Source organism: Mesorhizobium sp. WSM4887, assembly GCF_029625865.1.
Classification (GTDB): domain Bacteria; phylum Pseudomonadota; class Alphaproteobacteria; order Rhizobiales; family Rhizobiaceae; genus Mesorhizobium.
The window spans coordinates 761,546-788,106 of record NZ_JARTVP010000002.1; the positions used below are offsets into that span (position 1 = coordinate 761,546).

At 64.1% G+C, this 26,561-nt stretch carries 18 protein-coding genes; 9 read left to right on the forward strand and 9 right to left on the reverse strand.

The window, feature by feature from the left end; all coding sequences use genetic code 11:
* Positions 1 to 18: 18 nt before the first annotated feature.
* The gene (locus tag P9230_RS12065) at positions 19 to 624 is read right to left on the reverse strand and encodes an alpha-ketoglutarate-dependent dioxygenase AlkB (protein ID WP_278119475.1); all 606 of its coding nucleotides are present in this window, start codon (positions 622 to 624) and stop codon (positions 19 to 21) included.
* Between the two features lie 115 nt (positions 625 to 739).
* Here P9230_RS12065 and P9230_RS12070 point away from each other — a divergent pair, with 115 nt between their 5' ends.
* The 7 genes from P9230_RS12070 (at position 740) to P9230_RS12100 (ending at position 9,584) form a co-directional block, all read left to right on the forward strand.
* Positions 740 to 955, forward strand: coding sequence for a KTSC domain-containing protein (locus tag P9230_RS12070; RefSeq protein WP_067328004.1), 216 nt, complete (start codon positions 740 to 742; stop codon positions 953 to 955).
* A 356-nt stretch (positions 956 to 1,311) separates the two neighbouring features.
* Complete coding sequence (locus P9230_RS12075; RefSeq protein ID WP_278119162.1) at positions 1,312 to 1,932, forward strand: (2Fe-2S)-binding protein; 621 nt, start codon at positions 1,312 to 1,314, stop codon at positions 1,930 to 1,932.
* Between the two features lie 2 nt (positions 1,933 to 1,934).
* The gene (locus tag P9230_RS12080) at positions 1,935 to 2,957 is read left to right on the forward strand and encodes a xanthine dehydrogenase family protein subunit M (RefSeq protein ID WP_127403485.1); all 1,023 of its coding nucleotides are present in this window, start codon (positions 1,935 to 1,937) and stop codon (positions 2,955 to 2,957) included.
* 2 nt (positions 2,958 to 2,959) lie between these two features.
* Entirely contained in the window at positions 2,960 to 5,239 is a 2,280-nt protein-coding gene (locus P9230_RS12085; RefSeq protein ID WP_278119165.1) for a xanthine dehydrogenase family protein molybdopterin-binding subunit, read from the forward strand.
* Between the two features lie 404 nt (positions 5,240 to 5,643).
* Entirely contained in the window at positions 5,644 to 6,477 is an 834-nt protein-coding gene (fghA, locus tag P9230_RS12090; RefSeq protein ID WP_278119167.1) for an S-formylglutathione hydrolase, read from the forward strand.
* Between the two features lie 252 nt (positions 6,478 to 6,729).
* Positions 6,730 to 9,279 carry a caspase family protein gene (locus P9230_RS12095; protein ID WP_278119169.1) on the forward strand — a complete coding sequence of 850 codons (2,550 nt, stop codon included), beginning with the start codon at positions 6,730 to 6,732 and terminating at the stop codon, positions 9,277 to 9,279.
* A 14-nt stretch (positions 9,280 to 9,293) separates the two neighbouring features.
* Positions 9,294 to 9,584, forward strand: a complete 291-nt coding sequence (locus P9230_RS12100; RefSeq protein ID WP_095825726.1) for a hypothetical protein — start codon at positions 9,294 to 9,296, stop codon at positions 9,582 to 9,584.
* 73 nt (positions 9,585 to 9,657) lie between these two features.
* Here the strand turns inward: P9230_RS12100 and P9230_RS12105 are convergent, their stop codons facing one another.
* A complete protein-coding gene (locus P9230_RS12105) occupies positions 9,658 to 10,224 on the reverse strand; it encodes a hypothetical protein (protein WP_278119172.1) in 567 nt (188 codons plus the stop codon).
* 173 nt (positions 10,225 to 10,397) lie between these two features.
* On the opposite strand from P9230_RS12105, the gene P9230_RS12110 reads away from it, so the two are divergent.
* Positions 10,398 to 10,931: an OmpA family protein gene (locus P9230_RS12110; protein WP_278119477.1), complete on the forward strand. Its 534-nt coding sequence runs from the start codon at positions 10,398 to 10,400 to the stop codon at positions 10,929 to 10,931.
* 54 nt (positions 10,932 to 10,985) lie between these two features.
* On the opposite strand, the gene P9230_RS12115 is transcribed toward P9230_RS12110, so the two are convergent.
* The 7 genes from P9230_RS12115 to tagH all read right to left on the reverse strand — a co-directional run bounded on the left by P9230_RS12115 (position 10,986) and on the right by tagH (position 23,915).
* Positions 10,986 to 13,409 (reverse strand): peptidoglycan DD-metalloendopeptidase family protein, encoded by a 2,424-nt coding sequence (locus tag P9230_RS12115; protein WP_278119174.1) that lies wholly within the window; start codon positions 13,407 to 13,409, stop codon positions 10,986 to 10,988.
* Positions 13,406 to 13,816, reverse strand: coding sequence for a DUF1036 domain-containing protein (locus P9230_RS12120; RefSeq protein WP_066989410.1), 411 nt, complete (start codon positions 13,814 to 13,816; stop codon positions 13,406 to 13,408). The genes P9230_RS12115 and P9230_RS12120 overlap by 4 nt, the downstream gene beginning before the upstream one ends.
* Before the next feature lie 101 nt (positions 13,817 to 13,917).
* On the reverse strand, positions 13,918 to 16,551 hold the full coding sequence (locus tag P9230_RS12125) for a serine/threonine protein kinase (RefSeq protein WP_278119175.1): 2,634 nt from the start codon (positions 16,549 to 16,551) through the stop codon (positions 13,918 to 13,920).
* 5 nt (positions 16,552 to 16,556) lie between these two features.
* The gene (locus P9230_RS12130) at positions 16,557 to 17,321 is read right to left on the reverse strand and encodes a protein phosphatase 2C domain-containing protein (RefSeq protein WP_095826991.1); all 765 of its coding nucleotides are present in this window, start codon (positions 17,319 to 17,321) and stop codon (positions 16,557 to 16,559) included.
* Between the two features lie 153 nt (positions 17,322 to 17,474).
* Positions 17,475 to 21,005, reverse strand: a complete 3,531-nt coding sequence (tssM, locus tag P9230_RS12135; RefSeq protein WP_278119178.1) for a type VI secretion system membrane subunit TssM — start codon at positions 21,003 to 21,005, stop codon at positions 17,475 to 17,477.
* Between the two features lie 25 nt (positions 21,006 to 21,030).
* The gene (gene tssL / locus P9230_RS12140) at positions 21,031 to 22,305 is read right to left on the reverse strand and encodes a type VI secretion system protein TssL, long form (RefSeq protein WP_347403996.1); all 1,275 of its coding nucleotides are present in this window, start codon (positions 22,303 to 22,305) and stop codon (positions 21,031 to 21,033) included.
* 527 nt (positions 22,306 to 22,832) lie between these two features.
* Positions 22,833 to 23,915 (reverse strand): type VI secretion system-associated FHA domain protein TagH, encoded by a 1,083-nt coding sequence (gene tagH, locus P9230_RS12145; RefSeq protein ID WP_127240055.1) that lies wholly within the window; start codon positions 23,913 to 23,915, stop codon positions 22,833 to 22,835.
* A 308-nt stretch (positions 23,916 to 24,223) separates the two neighbouring features.
* Between tagH and tssI the strand changes: the two genes are divergently transcribed.
* A complete protein-coding gene (gene tssI, locus P9230_RS12150; protein ID WP_278119183.1) occupies positions 24,224 to 26,551 on the forward strand; it encodes a type VI secretion system tip protein TssI/VgrG in 2,328 nt (775 codons plus the stop codon).
* Positions 26,552 to 26,561: the final 10 nt, after the last annotated feature.

The window sequence follows — 26,561 nt, forward strand, 5'->3', positions numbered from 1 at the left end:
CCTGGCAGAACGTCGGACTTACAGCGTGGGTCGCAAGGTCCGAAATGTGACCGAGTAGCGGTGTTCTGCGAGCGGCGGAATGCTGTGCTCCCATTCGTTGCGCGCCGGACCGGCCATGAGATAGGCGGATCTCGGCTCGACCTCGATCGTCTGCCGGTCCCATGTCGCGCCGTTCCTGCGGCGCAGCCGGAAACTGCAGGATGCCAGCAGGGAGACGCCTGCGACGAGCTCGAAATGGGGCTTGTCGCGATGCCAGCCGATGCCCGCGCCAGGCCGGTATTCGTTGATCAGCACCTGCGAGAACTCCGACGCGGGCCGACCGGCGAAGTCGGCGACCTTGTCGCGAAGCGGCAGCAGGAAGTCGGGTATGGCCGGTGCTTCCACGACCTCGCGGCGGTCGTAGTCGTAACGCAGCCCGAAGCCGACAACCTGCCTGTTGGCTAGATGGCCGTGGAAGTCGAAGGGCTTGAACGGCAGGCCTTCGATGCAGCGCACCAACGCGCTTTCTTCGTTGCGCGTGATCAGCTCCGGCCGGTAGCGGAATCCTTCCGGCAGGCCGTTTGGAACACCGAAAAGATCTCCTTGGCGGACTTGCGCCGTGGCGCTCGATTTCGTTGACGGCATAAACCTCAGATAGGCAATTCGGCAGGTCTCGCAAGGCCCTGATCCGTCGGCAGCCGGTGCGACGGAACCCATTGACAGCTCCGGGAATTACGCATTGGCCAACGGGGCGCTCGTCATGCCTTCCACCGCCATCCGGAACATCTATTACGACCCGGCGACGAAGATCCTTTCGGTATGGTTTGTCCCGAGCGGCGACCGCTATGACTATGAGCAGGTTGAGCCAGAGACCCACGCGGCATTCAAGGCTGCTCGGTCCAAGGGCCGGTTCTTCAACGAGTTCGTGCGCGACCGATACAGCTTCCATCTGGTGGCGCAAGGACCGCAGCATTGAACCAGAGCCCCGCTCCCATGCCCTGCTCGAAACCACCCCTCCTGTCGTTGGGCAGGGCCTGTTAGCCTTATTGCTCAGCTACGGTTCGACAACTGGAGAATTGGTATCTACCGGTGTGACTTTCGATCGGTTGTGCGAGCTTGCGCAGCGCTGGTGCGCACCGCCGCGTGGCAGTCAACCTCCCTTGCGCGGAACGTTCCTCTGCTGTCCCGGCGTGCTCTGCCTCCGACTTCCGTCGATGCTGTCACAGTCGCGTGAGCTTCCGGGCCTTCGCCTGCAAAATTCGGAACAATGCCCCCGTTGATAGGTTAGCGCCCCATAGCCAGCCCCGATGACAGCCAGCCTGGGAGCGAGCCATGTCCCGAATCTCCGCGCCAAGCACGACCGGCCTCAGCCGGCGAAGCTTCATGACAGCTACTGTCTCAGCCGCCGCGGCGGCGCCCTTGCTCAGCTCCCCAACGAGAGCGGAAAAACCGGCCGCGACCCGTTCCGGCTTGAGGGAAAAGGTCGCGGTGTCCTTGCGCATCAACAAGCAGCCTTACGAGCTTTCGCTGGATGCCAGGACCAGCCTGCTTGACGCCCTGCGGGACCATGTCGGCCTTACCGGCACGAAAAAAGGTTGCGACCATGGGCAGTGCGGCGCCTGCACCGTTCTGGTGGACGGAAAGCGCGTGCTCTCCTGCTTGAGCTTCGCCGTGATGAACGACGGCAAGGAGGTGACGACCGTCGAAGGGCTTTCCTCGAGCGACGGCAAGCTGCATCCGATGCAGCAGGCCTTCATCGACCACGACGCGTTCCAATGCGGCTACTGCACGCCGGGTCAGATCATGTCGGCCATCGGCTGCGTCAACGAAGGCCACGCCAACTCCGAGGACGACATCCGCGAATATATGAGCGGCAATATCTGCCGCTGTGCGGCCTACCCGAACATCGTCGCCGCGGTCGTCCAGGCGCGCGATCAGGCGAGAGGAACCTGACGATGCGCCCCTTCATCTATGAACGGCCGACAGATGTCTCCGCCGCGGCCGCCATCGCATCCCGCTTTACCACCGAGGACGACCAACCGACACGGGCGAACGCGCAGTTCATCGCAGGCGGCACCAATCTTGCAGACTATATGAAACTTGGGGTGGCGGCGCCCAACCGGCTGCTGGACCTCAACCGGCTCGAAGAGCCAGGGCTGAGGCAGATCAGGGTTACCGACGACGGCGTGCGCTTCGGCGCCCTGGTGCGGATGGGCGAGGCTGCCGACCATGGCGAAGTCAAACGCCGCTATCCCGTCATTGCCGAAAGTTTGCGGCTAGCGGCAAGCGGCCAGATCCGCAACATGGCGAGCCTTGCCGGCAACATGCTGCAGCGAACGCGCTGCGAATATTTCCGCGAGTCCTCCTGGGCCTGCAACAAGCGGGTGCCGGGTTCGGGCTGCGCGGCGATGGAAGGCTTCAACCGCCAGCACGCGGTGCTGGGCGCCAGCGATGCCTGCATTGCCACCTATCACGGCGACTTTGCCCAGGCTCTGATTGCGCTCGATGCCGTTATTCGAGCCGAGGGGTCTCGCGGAGCGCGCGAAATTCCCTTTGCCAGGCTGCATCGGCTGCCCCGCGACACGCCGCATATCGAGACGGATCTGGCGGCGGACGAGATCATCACCGCCATCGAGGTGCCTGCCTTACCGTGGGCCCGGCGCTCGCGCTACCTGAAGATCCGCGACCGCGAGTCTTATGCCTTTGCGCTGGCCTCGGCGGCCGTTGCGCTCGACCTCGACGGCGACAGCGTCCGCGAGGCAAGGATTGCGCTCGGCGGGCTGGCGACGGTGCCGTGGCGCGCCGGCGAGGCCGAAGCGGCCCTGCAGGGCAAGAAGCTCGACGAGGCATCGGCAGGTGCGGCGGCGGACGCTGCCTTTGCCGGTGCCGAACCGCGCCAGCACAATGCGTTCAAGATCGAGCTCGGAAGGCGGACGCTGGTGCGCGCGCTGCTCGAAACGCGAGACATGAAGGTGTGACCATGGACCCAGCCGCTCCGAAGCCCAAGGAGAACATGGGCGAACCGCTGCCGCGCGTCGATGCGCGGCTGAAAGTCACCGGGCAAGCCCACTATCCGGCAGACCTGCCGACGGCAAACCTAGCCTATGGCGCGCTGGCCACCAGCAGCATCGCCAAGGGCAGGGTGACGAAGCTTCACCTGGACGATGCCCGTGCCGTGCCCGGCCTTCTCGACATCGTCACTTATGGCGACATGGACAAGGTCGAGAAGCCGAAATTCGGCAACGCCGGCGCGACCTCGATCGGACCGCTGCATGACAGGACGATTTTCCACGACGGCCAGATCATCGCCTTGGCCGTTGCCGAGACATTCGAGGCGGCGGAGGAGGCGGCCCAGTTGATCCGCGCCGATTACGAGGAAGAGAAGCCGTCCGCGAGTTTCGATAGTCCCGGCACCAAAACCATTCCCGCCGCCGGCAAGAGTCCGCTGTTCAAGGAGGATGTGAAAGCAGGCGATTTCGACGCCGCCTATGCAGCCGCCGCGGTCAGGATCGACGCTCGGTATTCAACGCCCACCCAGCACCACAACCCGATCGAGCTGTTCTCCACGACGGCATTTTGGCAGGGCGATCAGCTCATCGTCCACGAGCCGTCCCAGAACGTCACCGGCTGGAAGGCCGAACTTGCGAGAGAATTGAAAATCGATCCGGCCAATGTGCGCATCGTCAGTCCCTTCATCGGCGGCGCCTTCGGCTCAAAAGGACCGATGACGCCGCGCACCGCCATCGTCGCAGTAGCCGCAAAACGTCTCGGGCGTCCCGTGCGCTGCGTGACGAGCCGCATGCAGGCTTTCGGCACACAGACTTACCGGGCCGAAACCCGCCACCGCATCCGGATCGGCGCCGGCAAGGACGGCCGCATCACCGCTTTCGCGCACGAAGGATGGGAGGTGACATCGCGCCCTGATCCCTATGTTGTCGGCGGCACCTCGGCGACCGGCCGCATGTACGACTACGGCTCGGTGTTGACGCATGTGTCGCTGGTCCAGGCAGATCGCAACACGCCGGGCTACATGCGTTCGCCGCCCGAGACACCTTACGTCTACGCGCTGGAAAACGCGATGGACGAGATGGCGGTGGCGCTTGGCATGGACCCGGTCGAGTTCCGCCGCATCAATGAGCCGAAGGCGGAACCGATCGGCAAGAAGCCCTTCTCCAGCCGCTCGCTGATCCAATGCTATGAACAGGCGGCCAATGCCTTCGGCTGGGCGAAGCGGGACCCCAAGGTCGGCGCGATGCGCGACGGCGACTGGCTGATCGGCATGGGCTGCGCCACCGCCATCTACCCCACCGCGGTGGCACCATGCGCGGCGCGCGTGCGCCTGACGTCGGATGGCGATGTGCGGGTGCAATGCGGCTCGCATGAGATCGGCACCGGCGTCCGGACAGTGGCCGCCCAGATGGCCTCGGAACGTCTTGGCGTTTCGATCGACAAGGTGACCGTCGAAATGGGCGACAGCAGCCTGCCTCCGGCCCCGGTCTCAGGTGGTTCGATTTCCACCGCAAGCGTCTGCTCGGCGGTTCTGAAGGCTTGCGATGCCATCCGGGCGAAGCTCTCCGCCGGAGCCACGGCCGAAGGCGGCCCGCTTGCCGGCTCACATAACGAGGAACTGGACCTTGACGGCGGCAAGCTTGCGGCCAGGGGCGGAGCGTCCGCGAAGATCGAGGACGTCTTCAAGGCGATGCAAATTGGCGCGATCGAGGAATATGCCGAGTTTGCCCCGAAAGGCGCGACGCCTGAGGCAGTGAAGAAACTCTATGCCGGTCAGTCGGAATTCCATGGCGGCGATCAGGACGAGGACTCGGTGAAATACGCCTTCGGCGCGGAGTTCGTCGAAGTTCGCATCAACAGCTATACTCGGGAAATCCGTGTGCCGCGCATCGTCGGCGCTTTCGCGGCCGGCCGCATCATGAACACGCGCACCGCGCGCAGCCAGCTGATGGGCGGCATGATCTGGGGCATCGGCCAGGCGCTGCATGAAGCGACCGAGGTCGACAGGCGTTATGCCCGCTACGTCAACCGCGACCTGCAGGATTACCTCGTGCCGGTCAACGCCGACATCAGGGACCTGCAGGTGATCCTGGTCCCGGAGGTAGACCACGCCGTCAATCCGGCCGGCGTCAAAGGCTTGGGCGAACTCGGCAATGTCGGCACCGCCGCCGCCGTTGCCAGCGCGGTCTACCACGCGACGGGCAAGCGCATCCGCGATCTGCCGATCAGGATCGACCAGCTTATCGCTTGACGATGCGGCGAGCGGCAGCGCACCGCGATCTGCTCATCAATCCGCTGATTGCCGAGCCGCCGGTGCAATGCGAGCACCCCCACCCGCATTGCACCGGCGTATAGCTTCCGACCATAATCCGTCGAATTTTCCCTGCCCGCTTGCCAGCGAGCGCCCCGCTTCGGTTTCGGCGAAGCAAAGGACAGAAAAAGACTTCTTTTTGCGATCCGGCCCGGATGCTCTCTTGCCGACCCTAGAACACGCGAAGGCTCGCCTGGGAGGCGACGCATAACGAGAGCGGCTCGAAATGTCCGCCCTTCTGTGGCTCGATCGCGCGTCTGTGTCATTTTGGCGAGGTGCAAGGTTGCGAGCGCGGAGTCTGGCAGCTATGTCGGCCGGACATTCCCGGCGAGAAGGCAGAACCGATGAACGTCCTTTCCACGTCCAAATCGCACGGCGGCATCCAGGGCGTCTATTCGCACGCGTCGGAAGTCTGCGCTTGCGACATGACCTTTGCCGTCTTCGTGCCACCCCAGGCGAAGGACGGGCCTTTGCCGGTTTTGTGGTATCTCTCGGGGCTCACCTGCACCCATGCCAATGTCATGGACAAGGGCGAATACCGGCGCCTGGCGGCCGAGCTTGGACTCGTCGTCGTCTGCCCCGACACCAGCCCGCGCGGTCCGGACGTTCCCGATGAGAAGGACAATTGGCAGTTCGGTTGCGGCGCCGGCTTCTATGTCGATGCCACGCAAGCGCCCTACGCGAAGAACTATCGCATGTACTCCTACGTCACTGAGGAATTGCCGGCGCTCGTCGCCGCCAATTTCCCGGTCGACGTGTCGCGCCAGTCGATCTTCGGCCATTCGATGGGCGGGCACGGCGCGCTGACCATCGCGCTAAAGAACCCTGAGCGCTTCCGGAGCTGCTCGGCCTTCGCGCCGATCGTGCAGCCGACGACGGCGGGCTGGTCGCGGCCGGCGCTGGAAAAATATCTGGGATCAGACGAAAAGAGCTGGCGCGCCTGTGACGCCACGCTGCTCATCGAGGACGGCCATCGTTACGGCGAACTGCTCGTCGACCAGGGCAGCGCCGACGGCTTCCTCCAGGATGGTCTTCGTCCCTGGCTGCTCGAAGAGGCGTGCAAAAAGGCAGGCACCGCGCTGACGCTGCGCATGCAGGAGGGCTACGATCATTCCTACAATTTCATCTCGACCTTCATGGACGATCATTTGAAGTGGCACGCCGCGCGGCTGGCATAGGCAGCGCAAACGCCCGGCAGCCCTGAACCGGAAGTTGGATGGCCGCGACGCAATCCGGCGATCCAACGCGTCTTGTCATTGCGGTGAATAGGTCTCTGGAGTAATTTAGTACTTGGTTGGATGAGACGCATGCCCGCTGTCGTTATGCATGCGGTCTGCTCTGGTCCCGGCAGATTGTGAACTCTTTAACAGACCTCGGCGCCGCAAGCTGCGTTCCTGTGGCCGACAGGTCATAGCAGTTAAGGATTTGCCATGCTGCGATGCTGCGCGTTCCTTGCAGCCCTGGTTCTCGTGAGCTTCACGGCCTTCGAAGCTCATGCGGAGCGCAGGGTCGCCTTTGTGATCGGCAATTCCGAATACCGCGACATCCCGGCTCTCAAGAACCCGGACAAGGATGCCGAGGATGTGTCGAACACATTCCGCCTGGCCGGCTTCGACGTGTTCGTCGCCAAGGATCTCACCAAGCTTCGGTTCGAGGAGCAGTTCCGCAACTATCTCGCCGCGGCGGACGGTGCCGATCTCGCCGTCGTCTACTATTCGGGCCACGGTTTTCAGATCGGCGGCGAGAATTTCCTCATCCCGGTCGATGCCTCGCTCAAGGCCGCGGCCGACATCGAGGTCCAGGCGATCAAGCTCGACGACGTGCTGGAGCAGCTGCGGGCGAAATCGAAAATCCAGGTGATCATCCTCGATGCCTGCCGCAACAATCCGTTCCCGCGCAAGGACTATTGGTTGCGCGACCAGCTGATTGCCGCGGGCGGCACCGGACTTGCGCAGGTGAAGAGCTCGCTGAACACGCTGATTGCCTTCGCCACCGAGCCGGGAGCCGTCGCCTATGACGGAGCGGATGATCTCAGCCCGTTCTCGTCCGCCTTCTCGCGCCGGGCGCTGGCGCCCAACCAGGAGATCCGCACGGTGATGGCGGCGGTTCGCCGCGACGTGGTCAAAGCCACCGATGGCAAGCAGGTTCCTTGGGAGAATTCGTCGCTGATCGACGAGGTGGTGCTGATGCGCCGCGCCAGTCGACCGGCGCTGCCGCCGGTGCTGGAAAAGGTCGTGCCGTCGGGCGTCGGACCGGTGGCGCTTGACCTGCCGGAGCCGGTCGATGTCGACGGCGGCGCGGTCACCGTCAGCATCGAAAGGCCGCCGGCGCTTGGACGCCTGACGCTGGACGGCAAGCCTGTCGCTATCGGACAGCCGATTGCGGGCAAGGATCTGCCGCGCCTTAAGCTGGACGTGCCGAAAGGATCCGGCGCGCAGGAAGAGGTCGACATGCTGGCCTATGCCACGCATGACAATTGGGGCGGTCAATCCCAAGGTATCCTGGTGTTTCGGGTCAAGAACGGGAACGCCGCCGAAGGGCAGCAGCTCATGGCTTCGCTCGAGGCCGAGCAGGAGCAGCAGGTGCTGGAGCGCGGCATTCACATCACCGGCGCCGCCGAGGCGATCGAGAACCGTGACGTAAGCGTCCCGGTCGGTGTCGGCCCGGTGCCGCTGAAGCTCGTTTTCCCGACCAAGGATCCCGCCGTCAGCGTGAAGCTTGCAAGCTATCCGGCAACGGGAACGCTGTCGCTGCCGGACCGGACCTTGTCTCCGGATTCAAGCCTGATGGCCGATGAAGTCGACCACTTGCGCTACGAACCCCAGATCGGCGCCGTCAAGCCGCTGAGCGTCGGCTTCGAAATAAGGGCCGACAACACGCCGTCAAAGCCGGCGACGATGAAACTGTCGCCAAGCGTCGACGCCTGTGACAGGGAGGCCGGCGAGCCTCTCGACCTGCAGGGCGTCGTCCCCGGCCTGCTGCCGAACGAAATCAGCAGCAACGCCGTGGATGTCTGCCGGGCAGCGGTGAAAGCCTATCCCGACGTCGCCCGCTTCCGCTACCAGCTCGGGCGTGCGCTGCTCGTTGCCGGCAAGGTCGACGAGGCCAAGAAGGCGATCCAGGAGGCTGCCGACATGGGGCATGTCCGGGCGGTGTTCGAGCTTGGCTATCTCAACGCCACGGGAACGGGAATGCCCGTCAATCGCAAGCAGGCCAATACCTTCTATGCCGCAGCGTCCGACAAGGGCGATCCGTATGGAATGACCTCGTGGGGTCGCGCTTTGTTCAACGGCTATGGCGTCGATCGTGATGCCACCAAGGGCCTGGACCTGCTGCTCAAAGCGGCGGCGATGGGGCACACCTATGCCATGAACGACCTCGCCGCGATTTTTACGGAAGGTCGTAACGGCGTACCTGCCGATCCGGCTCGCGCCGTGGCCTTCCTCAAAGCGGGCGTCGAACGGCAGGACATGTATTCGATGAACCTGCTCGGCCGAAATTATCTCGCCGGCACTGGGGTTGAGAAGGATCCCAAGAGCGCGCTCGAACTCTTCCAGAAATCCATGGATCTCGGCCAACCCTACGCTCCCGGCAGCTTGGCGCGTATGTACAGGGACGGTGTCGGTGTGCAGCAGGACCTTGCTGAGGCGCAACGCCTTTTCGAGGTAGCGACCGACCGCGGTGATCAGTCGGCCGCATATGATCGCGCGGCTCTGGAACTGCAGCGGGGCAACAAGGCGGACCAGCCTCTCGCCGTACGTTACCTTGCTTTCGCGGCGGCGCTCGATGTTCGCAACGAAATTCCAGATGCCAAGGCCACGCTGGCGAAGTTCGGAGCTAAAGCGAAAACGGCGGCCCTGAAACAGCTGCGTGGGGAACTCAAATCAAAGATTTCGGCGGAGGGCTCGTTGGACGTTCAACTGGTCAAGACGGCCAGAGCGGTCTGGGAGCAAGCCAATCCGCGTCGGGACTTGTTCTGATCAACAAGGAGGCAATGGTGGGCAGGGCATCGAAACTGGCAATCATCGCAACATTCCTAACTGGAGTTCTGGCTGTCGCGGGGTGCACCGCCGTGACGCCCCAGGTCGAATCGGAGCCGATGACGAAGCAAAAAGTCGTTCGGACAACGACCACGCCAAAGGTGATCAAGCAGAAGAAGGTCACCGCGAAGAAGCCGATCGAACCGGCGGAGGTAACAACTGAAGCTCCGCCTCCAGTTATTCCAGCGATGGGCGGAGGCGGTAGCGGCGGCAATAGTGGTGGTGGCGGCGGCTGGGGAGGTTGACCCCAAGGGGCGCAAGGCGGCTATACGTGATCGCCGACATTCGAGCAGGCTTGGCTAGTTTGAGCAGGCTTGGCTAGTAAGCATCGGCCGATTGCTGCTGCGCCTCCATCTCCGCCATCTCGATGCCCATTTCGACGAAGGTTGAAAGCACGGTAAACCGGTCCGCGAGCGATACCCGCGCAAGGCCTGCCAGTATCCCCGCGCTGACGGCATGGGCGGTCGGAAATTCGGCTGTCGCCTGATCGACGCCCGAGTCGCCGTCGCGCCAGCCTGCTGCCAAAGCGATCCAGGAAACCGGCGTCGCGGGCGGCACCTCAACGGCCTGGGCCACCGCCTCGCGATGGTCGGGGTTGCCGGGTTCGCCGACCCAGTCGCCGACGAGCGCCAGCAATTCGAGGTCCCTGTCGCCGAGGAGCTCGGCAAGGTTGCTCAGGCACTCATGCGCCCACCAGATCGCGGCCCGCTCCGGCAGAAGATAGGCGCAGAAGGTGATTGCCTCCTCCGGAACGCGTCCAGCGAGCAGCGCCCGGCAAAACTCGATCGAGGGCTGGTCTGTCGGGACCGCTTTCATGTCCCGGGCGATGGCGGGGCAAGCGCTGAAGAGATCCCGCGCCGTCCTGAACCGGAGCCCCCTCGCCATGGCTGCCACGCCCTTATTAGGAATAGAGACACTGAAGCCCCGGCGGAGGCGCTGGTCAAGCGTTAGCTTAGCAAATGACGAGCGCTCGCAGCGTGTGTTTGTTCACAGACAATCGTCGCGAGATTTGCTATCGTCCGCCGCAGCGAGATCCGCTCAAACAGGGAGTAACGGTCATGCGGTGGGCCAGTTCAGCCTTTGCATTGGCGGCCGTGCTTTTTTCGACGCACGTTTCCGCTGATCCGCTTCAGAAATCCGAAGATATCGTGAAGTTCTTCACCGGCGCGAGCAATCTCGGCGCGACGCGCGGGATTTGCGTCGGCACTGAAGAAGAGTGCAAGAGCAAGAACGACCAGACCGCGGCCCCGACCAAAACCGGGCTCGACATGATGATCAATTTCGCGCTGGATTCCGCCCAGCTCGACCAGACCGCGCGCACCGAGCTCGACGAGTTCGCCAAGGCGCTGAAAGACAACCGGTTGAGTTCGTTCAGCTTCGTTGTCGAAGGCCACACCGATGCTTCGGGTTCGGATCGCTACAATCAGGAGCTGTCGCAGCGCAGGGCGAAATCGGTTGCCGCATTCCTGACCGCCAACGGCGTACAGGCCACCCGGCTCGAAGCTATTGGTCTCGGCAAGTCGCACCCGCGCGTCGCCGATCCCTACGATCCGGTCAACCGCCGGGTCGAGATGCGGATCAGGACGGAATAAGCCGCACGAATCACTCACGCTGCGAACAGCGACCGACGGTAGCGCGACAGGGCCTCAAAGGGTGGCCTGGATCGAGCTTATCAGGGCCGTGACGGCTTGCTTGTATTTCTCGAACTCCGGCGATGTCTGTCGGACCTGGGTCGTGGTCGTCTGCTGGTTCTGATCGGACGACGCCAAGCGGGTCACCTTCTGACCCATTTTCCGCTCGGCCCAGTCGACAACGTAGCTGGTGGTCTTTCCGGTAAGGAAAGGGTTGGCCTGGATCACGGCGGAGCCGAGCACTGCGCTCAATTGCGCCGAGCCGGGCGCCGCCAGAACCTGGGCAGCACCTTCCATGCCTAGGAAATGGCAGAGATAGAGCCGCCCGGCGGTGATCTGGTGGCCGCGGGCGCGAAGATAGGCTTCGCCCTCGCGCGCCAGATTGCGCACCATCTCGCGCGACAGCGTGGCGTCGTAGCGGAGCGCGAGCAGGTCGGCGGTCGACAGCGAGCGGGCGAGATCGGGCCGATAGGTGTTCATCATCCGGATCCAGGTCTTGGTGATGAACTGACCGGCACCGGTCGCCGAGGAGAGCGGGTTCTTGGCTCGCGCTTTGCCGCCGCTTTCGACATGGACGATGCGGTCGGTCAGCGTCTCGACGGCAGCATCGCCGTAGCCGCCGCCGGCGCCGCCGGACGCATAGGTGGCGACCGTGGTGACCGTACCCAGCGGATCGATCGCCTGGCCGCTCTGGTAGAGCTCGAAATGCAGGTGCGGGCCGGTCGAAAGTCCGGTGGTGCCGATATAGCCGATGACGTCGCCGGCCTTCACTTTGGTGCCGACGCCGCTCGCGATGGCGAATTTCTGCATATGCGCGTAGCGCGTCTCGCGCCCGTTGGCATGCGTAATCTTCACCAGATTGCCATAGCTGCCGCCATCGCCCTGGAAGGTGATTTCGCCGTCGAAGGCGGCCATGATCGGCGTGCCGACCGGAGCGGCCCAGTCGACGCCTTTATGAATGCGAACGGTGCCCAGGATCGGGTGTTTGCGCGGGCCGAACGTCGAGGTCATCACCCCGCTCACCGGCGTGACCATGCCGTTGGTGACGTTGAGCGAGCGAACCTCGTCATTGCCCGTCACGCACGCATACTGGCCGTCGCTCTGCTGGAAGACGAAACAGTCGAGCGTCTTCTCCGTGCCCTGAACGCCGACATAGAGGACCCGTCCTGAGATTTCGCCCTGGCCGCGCGGCGTCTGCGAGTAGATCAGCACCAGCCGCTGGTCCTCGCTGGCGAAGGCGTCGAGATCCTGTCCTCGCGACAGATACATGATGGCCTCTCCGATCACGCTGGTCGGAACCTTGTTGCGGGCGGCCGTCGAATATATCGCATCGAGCAGGCGATATTGGCGCTTGGGCCCGCCTTCGTCGGATGCGCCTGAATAGTTGAAAAGGTCCTCCCGCACCCACGGGTCGACGCCCGACACGAACGCGCCCGCAGCATTGCGCGTCAGCGTGCCGACATAGACATTCCTGGCGTAGATCGAGACCTGCATAAGCGACATGGTGGTGGTCTCGCGGTTCGGCCTGAATCCGCGCATCGCCACGACAAAGCCCGCCCCCAGCCCGTCACGGTTGAACAGCGTCTTCAGCGCTTCGCCCGCCAGCTTCGCGTCGTCGGCGGAGAAATGCGCATCGGCGACGACGCTGTCCAGGCTGCGGTCGTTGAGGATTTTTACGAATGTGTCCTCGGTCGCTTCGAAGCGCTGGTATTCGCTGCTGACTGTCGCAACGGTCGTGTTGTTCTCGATCTGGGTCTTCTTGAAAGCGGGAAGGGCGGCCTCGCCCTGGTCGACGGTCTCGCCCCAGCCCGCTTCCCGATCATCGGCATCCGCCTTGGGCGCTGAACTGGCAGGGGCTTCGCTCTCGTCGGGTGCGGCCTGAAGATCGTTCTCAAGATCACCTTGCTGGTCGTCGGCTGCGCCCGGAGCGAGGGGGGCGGCTTGCTCATCGTCCGGCGCCGTTGCAGGAGATTTCGGCGCGGTCTGCCGCTGCGCCTGGAAGAAGGCGAAATCCTCTTGCGTCGAGGGGATCGTCGTCATGAATTTTTCGCTGGCGCTCAACATCACATCGGACAGGATTTCGATCTGCGGCGAGGCGCCGGAACTGTCGAGCTCGGCCGGGCGCGCGACGGTCTTGCCCTTGGCCGTGTCGGCATCGGGCGCCAGCGTGATCCACATCGGATCGCCGGCGAGGTCGATAATGGCCGGCACATAGACCGAAGCGTCGGGCGGCACGTCTTCCATCCCCTCGACCGGATGCAGTTCCTCGTCCTCGTCGCCGAAGGACCAGTAATCGCGTGTGAGGTAGAAACCCGTGGCTGCCGAGACGAGGACGAGTGCCGCAACGCCGGAAAGAATCCAGCGCCACAGCTTGCGGCGGCGCTCGGCCAAGCGCGCCTGCTTCTTCAGTTTGAAGCTCGTGTCGATGCTGTGCGTCACGGACCGTTCCCGCTCAGGAAATAGGTCCAGCGCACCTGCTCCTGCGTGTCGACCTCGACGAACCGCGCCGCGATATGGCCGCGCTGCCAGCATTCGTCGATGCCGCGGATCGAGAAGCGGCGCCGGTCGATGCACATCTCGATCGATCCGGTGAGGATCGCATGGCCGAAGACGTCCGTGGCGTAGATGTAGATGTAGCGGTTGGTCAGCTCCTCGCGGATGACGTTGACGCACTGGTTGGCGCCGATCGTCCACCAGCCGTCGGTCTGGTCGGCATCGTCGACCTTCTGTCCGACGGCGAGGTTGACAACGTCGAGCGTCTGGTTGCAGACGGTGAATTCGGCATGGGCCTTGTTGACGGATAGCACGGAGAGCAAAGCCGTGCCGGCAAGCGCAGCAAGCTTCATGCGGCCGATCCGATCAGCAACAGACCGGATCGGTCCGCGCTCCTTGCGTGACTGGGACAGGGTGGAAGAGAGCAGGCGGCAGAGAACCATCGGCGTCCGCGCTATCCGCCAAGCCGGAAATACTTGGCGGTGGCCGAAAATCCGGAATAGTCCGCCTGGATCTCCTTAAGGATCTGGGGCAGCACTTCCGAGGCGGGGGTCGGGCCCGCGAACATCGCAGCCTGAACGTCCCGTGGCCCGGTGATCACCAGGATGACCTGAGGCAAAGCCTTGCCGGCCGCCTTGTCGTCAGCGGCGAGATCGATGGCGATCTTGAAGGTCGCCCTGTCCGGCTGCGCGACCATGCGGCTGTCGAGGTTGAAGGCGGTGCCATTGTGGTTGATCAGCAACACGCTGGAGATGAGCCCCCCGCGCGTCACCAGCGTGCCGCTGATCGGTGATCCGTCCGGCACCGATGTCCGGTCGAGCACGAGCTGCGGTCGTTCAGCCTCGCTTCGGTCGAGAAGGTGCAGGAAGGTGGGTACGCCGCATTGTGATGGGGTAATCAGGCGCACGCTGATGTCCGGCTCCACGTTGAACCTGGACTGGAACGCACCAAGCAGTTGCTCGAAAGGCTGCACGGCGGTTCCGAATCCCTCGATGGCCGCGGATGTGCCCGTTGCCGATGTCAGGGTCGCGTAGAAGCAATTGCCGCCGCTGAAGTCGCGCACCCAGGAGGCGCGCTGAGCCAACGAGTCGGTTTTGTTTGCCGGCGGCGGAACCTGGGGCTTTGGCAGATTGATTGCGACGTCGGTATTTTGAGATGGCTTGTTGGCCGGCGGTGGCTGCGGCAGTGGTGCCGGTTGTGTGGTCGAGACTTTCGGCCTTGCCGGCTGAGTAGCCGCTTCGGGCGCTGCCGGCTGGCGCGCAGTCGAAGCCGGCGCCTGATTTTGGTTTTCCGTAACTTGCGGCGCCGGCGTCTTCGACTTCGACAATTTGGACAGAGCGTCGACGAGGTCGGATGCGCTCGGTTTCGTCGCCGGCGGTTTTGCTTCCGGCGCCGCAGCAGCTTCCGCCGTCGGGCTCGACGGCTTTTGGTTTTCCGCTGCTTTCGGCAGGGGTGCCGGCAAGTTCTCGACCGACGGCTGAGCCGGTTCGGCCTCCGCCGGCTGCGAGGCTTTCGCCTGGTTGTTTTTGGCCAGGCTCTCTGAAGGGGCAGGCGGTGTCGGCTCGGTTCTCTGCTCGGTCTCTACTTGCGCCTGTTTCTGGGCGGTCTTGTCCTGCGGTTGCGGCGCAGCCGATAGGGCAGGCTGTGTCGGCTTCTGCTCAGTCTCGGCCTGCTTCTGGACGGGTTGTGTCGTGTCTTGCGGTTGCGGCAGAGCCGGAGCGGCAGGCTTTGCCGGCTCAACGGCGGCTGAGCTGTCCGCCTTCGGTGCTTCCGGCTGCGGTTCGGCCGGCGCTTGCGGCCGAAGTTGCGGTGCCTCTGGCTGAGGCGTCGATGCCTCCACTACCGGCTTGGGCGCTTCCGCGACGGGTTTTGCTGCCGGCTTCGGCGTAAGTGGCCCAGGCTTTTCAACGGCAGGCGGAGTGACCAACGCGCCGCTGAAATAGATGCCGGCCGCCGCCAGGACTGCCAGAACCGCGACGCCGCCCGCTATAGCCGGAATCCGCGAGGGCTTTCGCTCCGCAGGTCGGCTTGAGGCACTGGCCGGAGCCGCCGCCGGCGCCGGCCTCGGTTGCGACAGGTGCGCAGGCCGCACATGCGGAACGAAACGCGGTTCGTCGGAGGCAGCAGAAGCCGGGGGACTGGAGTTTGGCAACGCCGTCCAGCCGGCGCGTGGCAAGCCGGATCGTTCGCGCGGAGCAAACGATCCGGGCGGCGGCAAGGTCGCGTCGAGGTCGTCGTCGCGCGTTGCCCTGGCGATCTCGGCCATGCTGGCGGGCCGGTCTTGAGGATCCGGCTGCAACATCGCTTCGATGAGTTCGCGGAAATCGGGATCGATGTCCGACAAGTCCGGCACGGTGCGGCGCTTCTCGATAACCTCATATTGCGAGCCGCTCATGTCGAGCGGCTTCCCGCGCAGCGCGGCGGCCAGCACCAGGCCGAGGCTGTAGATATCGGATTGCTCGCTGACCTCCCCGCCATAAAGGCCGAGCTGTTCGGGAGAGACGTAATTGTATTTGCCGGCGAATTTCCCGCCGATCAGCGTCTCGCCGCCGACATTCGCCGAGCGCGCGATGCCGAAGTCGATGATCTTGGCCCGCTCGACCCGGCCGCCCGGCAGGATGATGTTGTCGGGCGAAAGGTCGCGGTGGACCGCGCCGGCCTGATGCACGGCGCTCAGGCCCGAGGCGAGGCGATGGCAAAGCCGACGCACGTCCGGTGGCGCCATCGGGCCGCGCCGCATGACATCGAACAGCGACTGGCCGTCGACGAACTCCATCGCCAGGTAGGGGCGGCCGATCCCCGGATCGATGGTGAAGACGTGGTATCGCACCACCGCGTCATGCGACAAATGGTTGAGGATCGAGGCTTCCTTGCGGAACAGCGACAGAATGGTTTGGTCGCGCGCGAACTCGGGCAGCACGATCTTGATCGCGACATGGTCGCCGGTCTGGATATTGTGGCCGCGATAGACTTCGCCCATGCCGCCGGATGCGATGCGCTCGTCGAGCTCGTAGATGCCGCTGAGCTGCGTGCCGACGCCAGTATTTGCGAGGTTCGGCGAAATCCGCGTCCTGTCGTCGTCGCTCATCTGTCTCAGCCCCTGGACCGATCCGCATCGAGCGGTCCGTTGCGTCCGTCGCCGATCCTGACCAGCACGATGGTGACATTGTCCGTTCCGCCGCGCGCCAGCACCGTCTCCAGCAGCTTCTCGCACGCGGCTTGCGGCGGCGCGGACTTCACCGCCCCTTCGATCTCCGCGTCGCTGACATGCGCGGTGAGCCCGTCGGTGCTCAATACGAAGATATCCCCCGGCATCAGCTCGCCTTGCTGAAAATCGATCTCGAGTTCGTCGCTGACCCCGACGGCGTGGGTGATCACATTGCGGCGCGGCCAGGTGAGCGCTTCCTCGGCGCTGATCATGCCCCGGTCTAGCAGCTCCTGGACTTCGGTATGATCCCTGGAAATCTGCGAGATAGCGCCGCCGCGTACCAGATAGATGCGGCTGTCGCCGGCCCACAGGCCCGCGAACCGCCCCTCCATGGCGAGCAGGGCGGCGAAGGTGGAGCCGATGGTGATGCCGCGCGAACGCGATATGTTGCGGATCTCGGCATTGGCGCGGCTCAGCCGGTCCTCGAAACGGGCGCGAAGGTCCGGCGCCGAGCTCGCAATGCCGATCGTCGCCAAGTGGTCGACGATGCTGGCCGAAGCGACCTCGCCGGCCTCATGGCCGCCCATTCCGTCGGCCACCACCCAAAGGCCGGCTTGTTGCTCGACCAGATAGTTGTCTTCGTTGTGGTCGCGCACACAGCCTTTGTGGCTGACGCCGAAACTCTCAATGGAAAGGGCGACAGTGCTCAATTTGCCACCAAGCGCTTCGCGAGCGTCCTCTGTGACGAACGATGGGCCGCGTGCCCAGGCCAGTTTGCCACAAGCGCATACTTTAGAGTATCAAAATGAAGGCGGGAGACGGTGCTGCTCGGGAACGATCCGATCGACCATGACGGCGCCATCTCAGAATGCCTTCGGACAGCTGAACCGGGACAGCGCCGGGAGCAGGAAGGGATTGGCGCCAGAGCCGCTCTCCATCTTGTAGGCGACGTCGCGTCCGCCGATCACGAAGCGCGCCTCGGCGCCGGCGCCGTTGCTGGTGACGCTCGCCTTGTCCAGCAGGCGCTTCAGAGCCCATGGCCCTTCGAATTTGAGGGCGGACTCGCGGCCGGGCATCTCCGGCGTCAGGCTGAGGCTCGCGGATCCGGAAGCGCCGCCGCCCGGCCATGTCACCGTGCTCGGCGCATTGCCGGCCTGCGTGCTTTGCACCGTCTGCCCATCTATGTTGAGCACCGCGCTATCCACCTCGCTGTTCAGCGAGGAGGGCGTGAAGGTGATCGAGACCGACGGCGCCGAACCGCCGGAGGGGAAGAAGGCGCTGCGGATTTCCGCCGCCGACTGGAACGCCTTCAAGGTCGATTTGGCGAGGTCGCGGCTGGAGCGGGCCTCCTGCTTCCAGGTCCAGTCCTGGCCTGTCATGTCGATCAGCGGCGCCAGGTTCTGCGCAAAGAACCGGTCCATCAGGCCGCCCGGTGCGAACAGCTTGGCGAAATCGGCAAGAGAGATTTCCTCGCTGCCGTCGCCGGCAAAGGGATAGTGGCCGTTGACGGCTTCCTCGCAGGGGCGCGTGACCGTCTCGTCGAGCATCTGGTTGAGGTTGGCTACCGAAGTCTCGGCGACATTGCCTTCGAACTCGTCCGCCGCCGCGTTGACCATGCGCGCGAGCTGCTTGGGCAGGCGCGAGGCATTGGCGCGCATCGTCGAAATCTGCAGCTTCAGGTTCGCGTTGACGCGCTCCGTCTGCGCGGGGACATCCGCTGCCAGCTTCACGCTCTGGTAGATGTCGTGGAAGTTTTGCGTCAGCGCATCGAGCGGGCGGCGACCGCTGGAGCCGCTCACCAGCGCTTGGAACGGCCTGAACTGCGCCTCGACGGAGGCGCCGGCATTCTGCGTGGCGGACGAGCTTGCCCCGGCGCGGCTCTGCGACTTGCCGCCGGCGATCTGCAGACCGATGCGGGCGAGACCCTTGGCCATAACGACCGGGTCCTGCTGCGCCGTTCCGGTGTCGCCTGCGAAGGCGGCGCCGTCTTTTGTCAGGGCGGTTTCATCGGCAATGGCCGTGAACAGCCGGTCCAGCGGCGAGTCCGGCGAGGCGGCGGCCGAGAGCGTGATATATTGCGGCTTGTCCTTCAGCATCGCCTTGAATTTCAATTGGTCGAGCGCGCCGTTCCAGGCGGAGGCGAACTCCTTGCCGTAGCGATCGATGAGTTCGGGGCCGAGCCTGGGCAGGTCCTGATCGATGCCGCCCTGCTCGCCGCCGCCGCCGAGAACCCACTGGTCATCGACCAGCATTTGCGCGATGCGCGAGAGCTGCGGCAGGTAGAAACCGTTGAACCCCGCCTTGGTGTAGAGGCCGGGAACGCCAAGGTCGGCGAGCTCTGCGCCGTCCATGCGTTCGAACAGCAGCTGCGCCTCCGGACCGGCTTTGGCGGCAACGGAAAAATCCTGGAGCCTTGCCGCATAGACCGCCGATCTGATCAGCGCCGACGCGCGGTCGGCAAGGCTCATGCGTCCGAGCGATCGTTGCGCGGCCTCGACCAGCGGCTGGTTGAGCTCGAACACCGGGTCGTAGGCATCGTCGAGCGCCAGCATGGCGCGCAGATGCTTTTCGAGCTGCGCGCGGCCTTCGCGGTTGTTCTCGCCGGGGTAGCGGTTTTCCTCCCAATCCTGCTTCATCCAGGAGATGATCAGCTCGTCGTCGACCTTGGGCGCCTTGCCGCCCAGCATCAGATAGATCTTCAACGGTTCGTAGAGCGCGATCGGGTCGGCCATCTTGGCCTGGATCGTGCGCTCCGCCTGAACCAGCAGACGCGAGCGGAAGCTACGCTCCAGCGCCTGCCGATAGGCGGATTTGGACGCCGACAGAAGCCTCTCCCGCTGGTTGAGCCCGAAACTCTCCTCGATAGGCTTCGTTTGGCCGGCGGTCTCATATCCCGCCGGCAGATTGCGCAGTTGATCGAGCGGGCCGATGACGTTTTCGAGGTCGACATCGGTAACTGTCGTGCTCCTGAGCAGCGAATCCGCGCCGTCCCGATACTGCGCCATCGCCTGTCTAGTGGAGCCGATCAGCGACTCGTTGGCAAAGTAGCTGAGGCCCAGCACGCCGAGCGCTGCAAAAGCCGCCAATGCGATCGCGGCGAGGCTGCCAAATCTGGCGAGCCTGGCGCGCCGCTCCGCTGTCCTGTCGAACGAGACCCAGCCGGCCTCGGGGAAGATCACCTTCGCCAGAAGATCATGCAGGAAGAAGCTCTTGCCGGTACCCGAAAGATGCGCCTGCGAAGCGCTGCCGAAATTGCGGCCGATCGCGCCCAGCACTTGGTCGATCGGTGTTCCTTCCTGCGTGCCCGACGAGAAATAGAGGCCGCGCAGGCTGACATTCACCTGGGCCCGCGAGGCATCGAAAAGGCTGGTGACGAACCACACGACGCGGGTTCGCAGCGCGGCGAACTGGGCCGGGAAGCCGAAGATCGCGATGCGCGCCACCGGATCGGCCTCGTCCTGCAGGCGGTCGGCGATCTCGTCCGCAAGCTGCCTGGCCAGCGCGTCGAACTCGGCCGAGGTTTCGCTGACCATGTTCCTGTTGCGGTCGGTGGTCTGGAACGTCGCACCCCAGACCTTGCGCCGGCGGACTTCATCGAAATCGCCGAAATAGTCCATGAAGCCGGCAACGAGGTCCGCCTTGGTGAAGAGCAGGTAGACCGGGAACTGGATCTTCAGCGTCTCGTGCAACTCCCGCAGCCGGCTTCGTATCTCGGTGACATGCGCATCGAGCTGCTGGTCGTCGAAGCCGATCAGATCGGCGACGCTGATGGCGAGGATCACGCCGTTGATCGGCTGCCGGGTGCGGTACTTCTTGAGCAGTCCAAGGAAGCCGAGCCAGCTCGCCTTGTCGCGCTCGGCATCCGAATCCTGCGTCGTGTAGCGGCCGGCCGTATCGATCAGCACGGCATCCTCGGTGAACCACCAGTCGCAGGACCGCGTGCCGCCGACCCCGGCCAGCGGCTGGGCATTGCCGGAGCGGGCAAGCGGAAATTTCAGCCCCGAATTGACCAGCGCCGTCGTCTTGCCGGCGCCCGGCGGGCCGATGATGATGTACCAGGGGATCTCATAGAGGAAGTTGCGCCTGCCGCTCGACTGCTTCAGGGTCGCGATGGCCTCGCTCATACGCGCTTCGAGCACCCCTGAATCGTCGTTGCGGTCGCCGCTGCGAACGATGCCCGTCTCAATCGCCTTCTGCGCCTTGCGCGCTTGCCAGAAGCGGATGCCGTAGAAGATTGCGAGCAGCGCGACGGCCACGCCGATGATCGTTGTCCGGAGCCAGACCGGTCCGAGCGGACGTGTATCGGCATACCGGATCAGCGGCCCGGCATACCAGACCGCAGCCGAGAAGCCGGCAAGCGCGAGCAGGCTGAACAGCCGCAGCACCCAGCGCATCAGTGCCGCTCCCCGCCGCGCGCGCTCACAACGTCTCCTCCTTCGGGATCATCACGTCGACGCGGCGGTTTTTGGCGCGGCCGTCCGCCGTCGCATTGTCGGCGATCGGTTCGTCCTCGCCCTTGCCGTCGACCGCGACCCGCGATGGGTCTTTGAGCTCGTTTGCCACCATTGACTGGACGGCTTTGGCGCGCGCGACGGAAAGATCGAAGTTCGATTTGAACTGGCTCGACTTCTTCGGCTTCACATTGTCGGTGTGGCCGACGATCCATATTGGTCCGGGCTCGGCATCGAGAGCCGTGGCGATGTCCGCGGCGATGGGCTGGAACTCCGGCTTCAGCTCGGCTTGCCCGGGCGTGAACAAGAGCTGGTTGCTGATTTCGACCACGATGAAGTTGCCCTTGGTGCCGACCGTCAGCCCGCCGCCGGCGATTTCGCTGGCGAGCGCGGCGCGTATGCGGTCGATCTGGGTTACGGTGGGAACGGCAGGCGGCGGCGGGGTGGCTTCCGGCGGAGCGGCTACAGCCGGCTCGGCAACCGGAGCGACGCTCGCGCGCTCGATGGTGACCGGCGTCGAGGGATTGAGCGCCAGCAATTCGACGGCTGTTGCGTCGCCCTCGTCGGTGATCAGGATCCGTAGCCCGAAGAAGGCCGCCGTCACCAGCGTCGCCGCGGCGGCCGCGACCGCCCATAGCGGCAACCGCGCCCGGGGCTTTGACAGCGCCGCCGCCATGCCTTGCCAATGGGGCGAGATGTCGTCCCCGGCGCGCGGTTGAAAATAGCGGATCGTGTCGTAGACGTCGCGCCGGACGCGTTCGAGCGCGTCCCGTTCGCCGACCCTCCCACGATACTGGCCCTCGAACCCGAGCGACAGGCAGGCATGCATCAGTTCGAGGAGGTCGTGATGACCCTCCGGCCGGGCCAGGATATTGTTCAGCGCTTCGTAGAAACCGGCTCCCCCGGTGGGCTTTGTGTGGAAGAACCGCGCCACCAGGCTGTGCCCGATCCAGCCCTCGTCCTTCGGCCAGGGCAGGTTGCCGACCAGATCGTCGGCGGTCTCGCATAGAGCAAATTTAGCAATCCGCGCGTCTTCCCCGGCGATGCCGGCTTTCGCCATCTCCCGCTCGAATGTCTCGATCGCTTCGGTGATGTGCTCTGCCAAAGGGGCCGCCTGCCGCTCGACCGGCATCAGCCGCAACTGGCTGAACAGCATCAGCAAGGGCGCCGCGGCCGCGAGGATTGGATTTGCCGCGGCGTAATTCACGCCATCCGCGGCACTAAGCAGGATTTCCTGTTGCAACGCGGGCGCCGCCGCTGCAGCGGCAGCCCCGGGAACCGGGTTTTGAACGACCACGGTTCCGGAGGACCAGCCTGTCGGCATCCGCCGGCCGACGCCGGGGTCGAAAACCGTCGATTCCCTGGTGGGTGTCGCAGCGGGCTCAGCGCCAGCCGACGAGGAACTCGCGGGAGCCGCGGGCGAGCGTTGCCTAGGCCGTGGCGCTCGGATGACGGTCTTGTCCGCCGGCCGGAAGGGATCGTCCTTCGAACTCATCGGCGATCCACCGTCGCGGCGCGGCGAACATTTCCTTGCCGGGAAATGAGGTCGGCTCCCGGCTTTTCATGCCGAGCTTTGGGGGCGGGCCGGATGGAAAGGCTCATCTCGCCGAAACATGACATTGCTGCACACGCCCCAAGCCACGCCGCTTTGCCCGCCAGGCAAGCTTCCGTACGTTATCCTAACCGTACAGGCAGCTGATTGAAATCGGAAAGCAGGATGCTCGAAGCAGCGCTTTCTTCTGTGAGACCCGTCACATAGCCCCGGGTCCACTACTTCTGCTTGCTGGCCTTGGCGTAGGCTTCGCTGAAATAGGCCAGGAAGACGTCGAGCATGCCGTTTTCATGCTTCTCCTCCATCGTCCGCCAGGTGGCGACGAGGGCATCCCACGCCTGGCTCTTCTTGGATGAGAAGGAGGCCGGCGGCAGCTTCCTGGCGATGGCCTCCGGCGACAGGTCGTCGAGCAGTCTGGAAAGCGCCGCCTGCATGGCGGCGTAAGTGGCCAATTCGTGCGTCTTGAGGTCCCGGAAGGCGTCCTCGACGCTGTGCGCGGCGTCGAGATAGCCGGTCCGGCGTTTGGCGAACATGATCTCCAGTATGTCGTCGGTGCCCGGAACGAATTTCAGCGGGTTGTTGTTCTCGGCGCCGATCATCGTGCGGTTGGCGCTCTTGGCCAGCACCTTGGCCGCCGCGCGCGCCTTGAGCAACAGCGACAGTTGCTCGACCGTGATTCTGAGCACGCTGCCGATCTCGGCGGCCACCTCATGCGGATCGCGCGATTGAAGCAGGTCGGGCGAAATGCCGGCCGCCTTCGCGATATCCTGCAGCAGCATATCGGTTCCCGCCGGCTGGCTACCCGGCTTTGCCGGCGCTGGGGGCGGCCGCAGCGCCGAAGAGGTCGATGCCGCTCCCGTCCCGGGCCGCTGTTCCGTCCGACTGAAGAAGGGCTCTTTGCCGAGCTCCAGCGGTCTGCCCGTCGATGGCGGCAGTTCGCGTTGCGTCGACGCGGGCCGGGTTCGCGGTTGGCCGGCGGCGGCGCCTTCCTCGTCAATTGAGACCGCAACGACATAGCGGCCGATCAGCATCCGATCGCCATGCGCCAGCCGGTGCGGACCGGCCATGCGCTGGCTGGAGCCGTTGACGAAAGTGCCGTTGCGCGAGATGTCGTAAAGCCAGAAGCCGCCCGCCTGGAAGCGGACTTCGCAATGCCGGCCCGAGATGATCTTGTCCGGATCCGAAAGCGTCCAGTCGCAATTCTCGCGCCCGATCTCGAAACTGCGGTCGCGGGCGGCGTAGCTCGCGGCGGCGCCGGATGGCAGCCTGTCGACATTGCTGATCTGGAGCGAGATGAACATCCGGAAGCGTCGCCGAACTTGGTCAACAAATGCTTATTCTTCACGCAACTCCGAACGGAAAATCGCTATGCGATGTTCCGAGAATTGCTCTGGCATTCTAGCAGCTTGCGAGCGCGGCGGGAGAGGAGCGTTTCACACCGGCGCTTGGCGGGTTTAGCCACAGCTGTTGTTTGGCCGCCACCAAACATGTGCTAGGCTGAAAACGGTCCGGTGCGGTGGGTGCGAAAAGTTCCCGAACGTGATGCGGTTAACATAGCGGGAGCTTTAATCCATCATACTGGCGGCCGCGTCCAGGAGGGGCACGACCCATGCCGAACGAACGCGCCACGGTTGTGCAGACGCCCGTTGGCGGCGATGTGCTGACCTTCACCCATCTCGTCGGGCGCGACGAGATCAGCCGTTGTTTCGCCTATACGGTCGGCTTCGTCTCCAAAAGCCACGACGTCGATCCGCTGAAGATGCTGGGCGGCGTCGTTTCGGTCGAGGGCGAATCCGATCCGAAACGCTGGTTCAGCGGGCTTGTGTCGGAATTCAAGCTCATCCGCATCGAGGACAGGCTCGGCTTTTATGAGGCGATGGTCAGGCCATGGCTCTGGTTCCTCGGCAACACCACCGATTGCCGCATCTTTCAAAATATGACGGCGGTCGAGATCGTCGAGAAAATCTTCTCGAAATACGGCATCGCGAAATTCGAGAAGCGGCTGCAAGGGTCTTATCCGCAGCGCGAATATTGCGTCCAGTATGACGAAAGCGATCTGGATTTCGTGCAGCGGCTGCTCGAGCACGAGGGCATCTTCTACTTCTTCGAGCATGACGAGGGCAAGCATACCCTGGTGCTCTGCGACGCGATGAGCAAGCTGAAGCCGGCACCCGGCTACGACAAGGTGCTCTACAATTTCGAGGGCCAGGGCTCGCGACGCGACGTCGAATACATCACCGAATGGATTCCCGGCAGCGCGGTGCGGCCGGGTGCCTATGCCCACACCGACTTTGATTTCGAGAAGCCCGGCGCGGATTTGATGGCGAAGTCCGCCCAGCCGTTCAGCCACAAGGAGGCCGCGGGCGAAAACTATCGCCAGCCCGGCGCGCATCTCGATGTCGGGCGAGGCGACACGATTGCGGGAATTCGCCGCGAGGAGCTTCAGGCCGTGCACCAGCGCAGCACGGCGGTGGGCACCGTGCGCGGCCTCTTCTCTGGCTGCAAGTTCAAGCTGGAAAGCTTTCCGCGCGACGACCAGAACCAGGACTATCTGGTGATCAGCGCCGAGTACCGGCTGTTCGATCCGGGCTACCGGACCCAGAACGAGGCCCATAGCGAGAATTTCAAGGTGGTGCTCGGCGTGGCGCCCGCCAAATTGCCCTACCGGCCGCCGCGCATCACCCCGCGGCCGATCATGCGCGGCCCACAGACAGCGACGGTGGTAGGCCCCTCGGGCGAGGAAATCTTCACCGACAAATATGCGCGCGTGAAGGTGCAGTTCCACTGGGACCGCCTCGGCAAGAAGGACCAGAACTCTTCCTGCTTCGTGCGCGTGTCGCAGACCTGGGCCGGCAGCGGCTGGGGCTTTATCCAGATCCCGCGCATCGGCCAGGAGGTGATCGTCGACTTCATCGAAGGCGACCCGGATCTGCCCATCATCACTGGCCGGGTCTACAACGCCTCGCAGATGCCGCCCTACGGGCTGCCGGGCAATGCCACGCAATCCGGCTGGAAGTCCAATTCCTCGAAGGGCGGCGGCGGTTACAATGAGCTGATGTTCGAGGACAAGGCCGGCTCCGAGCTGGTCAATTTCCAGGCGCAGAAAGACCACCACCTGCTGATCAAGCACGACCGCAACAAGCTGGTCCAGCACGACCAGTCCGACCGCATCGACCACGACGCTAAGCACTCCGTCGGCCACAACCTCGACGAGGACGTCGGCAACAACAAGACGGTCAAGATCGGCGTCGACCAGACCACCAACATCGGCAGCAACGACACCGAAACGGTGGGCGCGAACCGTAAGCTAACGGTCCATGCGAATGAGACCATCCATGTCGTGGCGAATTCGACGGAGAATATCGACGCCAACCACTCGCAGACGGTTGGCCTAGTGCAGGCGGTGACGGTGGGTGCGGCGCGCGTCGATACCGTGGGGGCGGCTGAAGCGAGGACCGTGGGCGCTTCGCAGACTAATACGATTGGCGCGTCGCGGTCGGTGAGCGTTGGGATCAATCAAAGCCACAGTATTGGCGCCGCCGACAGTTGGGACATCGGTGCGGCGCAGACCGTCAATGTCGGCGCGGATCAAAGCGTGACAATTGGGAGCGCCCAGTCATTCAATGTCGGCGCGGCACGCAGTGCCAGTATCGGAGCGGATGACTCGACGAACATCGGAGGCGCTCATTCGCTGGGCATTGGGAAGAGCAGTTCGATCAAAGTTGGAGAGGACAGTTCGATCAATGTCGGCAAGAAGCTGGTGATTAATGCCGGCGACGAGATCCTAATCCAGACCGGATCGGCTAAGATCATGATGAAGAAGGACGGTTCGATCGGAATTGAGGGCAAGGACATCTCGATCAAGGGATCGGGCAAGATCACCATCAAGGCATCGAGCGATATAGTCATGAAAGCCTCGAAGATCAGCGAGAACTGAGGGGGTGGCG